At 61.1% G+C, this 1,140-nt stretch carries 2 protein-coding genes; both read left to right on the top strand.

Annotation, left to right across the window (positions count from 1 at the left end; genetic code table 11):
- Nucleotides 1–16 precede the first annotated feature (16 nt).
- On the top strand, nucleotides 17–112 hold the full coding sequence (locus C0456_RS21040) for a hypothetical protein (RefSeq protein WP_367179329.1): 96 nt from the start codon (nucleotides 17–19) through the stop codon (nucleotides 110–112).
- A gap of 164 nt (nucleotides 113–276) precedes the next feature.
- A partial coding sequence (locus tag C0456_RS20750; RefSeq protein WP_291056673.1) for a heavy metal-binding domain-containing protein occupies nucleotides 277–1,140 on the top strand: 864 nt, incomplete at its 3' end.

Below are 1,140 nucleotides of genomic sequence, written 5' to 3' on the forward strand. Positions count from 1 at the left end.
GATCAACAGCCGCCTGATGGAGACAATGGTCCTTCAGGAAACCGGCGGCGCGTGGAAGATTGTCCACATTCACTGGTCGTCGGCCAGCCTTGCCACGGATCATGGCCATTGAAATGCAGGGACACAACCGAAGACGGTTTTAGGCCGTCTTCGTTCACTTTTCTGTAGTCAGACAGTCACGGGCACAAAGCTGGAAACATACCCCCACGGGATAATTGACGGATACCCCTAAGGGGTATAAATGTCTGGCTAGAAAAGGTCCCCAGGAGCTCCAGCATGTCCGCGAATACAAACCCGACTACACCCGATGAAAAAGCCAAACGGGACCCCGTCTGCGGGATGACGCCGAAAGCTGACAGTCCGCACCGATTGATCCACCAGGGCGCCGAGGTCCTGTTCTGCAGCGCGGGTTGCAAATCCAAGTTCGAAGCCGATCCTTCCGCCTACCCTGCCGCGCAAGAGACACACGCCGCCGCAGAGCATCACGCGCATGGCCATTCAGGCCACGGCGCTGGCTGTCATCATCACGCGGCAACACCCGCGCCCAAAACCGCGGCGCCAGGAAGCCAGTGGACCTGCCCCATGCACCCGGAAATCCTCAGGGATGGTCCGGGAGATTGCCCGATCTGTGGCATGGCGCTGGAGCCGTTGACCCCAAGCGCAAGCGACGGACCCAATCCTGAGCTGCGCGACATGAAGCGGCGCTTTGTATTCGGGCTCGTCCTGTCCCTGCCCTTGCTGGCTATTGAAATGGGCAGGCACTTCTTCGGCGTCGACCACTTCATTCCGCCGGCCATCAATCCCTGGATCCAGATGGCGCTGGCGACGCCCGTCGTGCTCTGGGCGGGCTGGCCTTTCTTTGCGCGGGGCGTCGCCTCGGTCAGGAACCGCAGCCTCAACATGTTCTCGCTGATCGCGCTCGGCACAGGTGCAGCCTGGATATACAGCATGGTGGCGACGATTGCGCCGAATGTGTTCCCGGCTGAACTGCGCTCGGCGCATGGCACCGTGCCGGTCTACTTCGAAGCCGCTGCGGTCATCATCACTTTGGTCTTGCTCGGCCAGGTACTGGAACTTCAGGCCCGTGAAGCCACGGGCGGTGCCATCCGTGCGCTCCTTGACCTTGCCCCGAAAACCGCG

Source organism: Hyphomonas sp. (genome assembly GCF_013823385.1).
GTDB lineage: Bacteria > Pseudomonadota > Alphaproteobacteria > Caulobacterales > Hyphomonadaceae > Hyphomonas.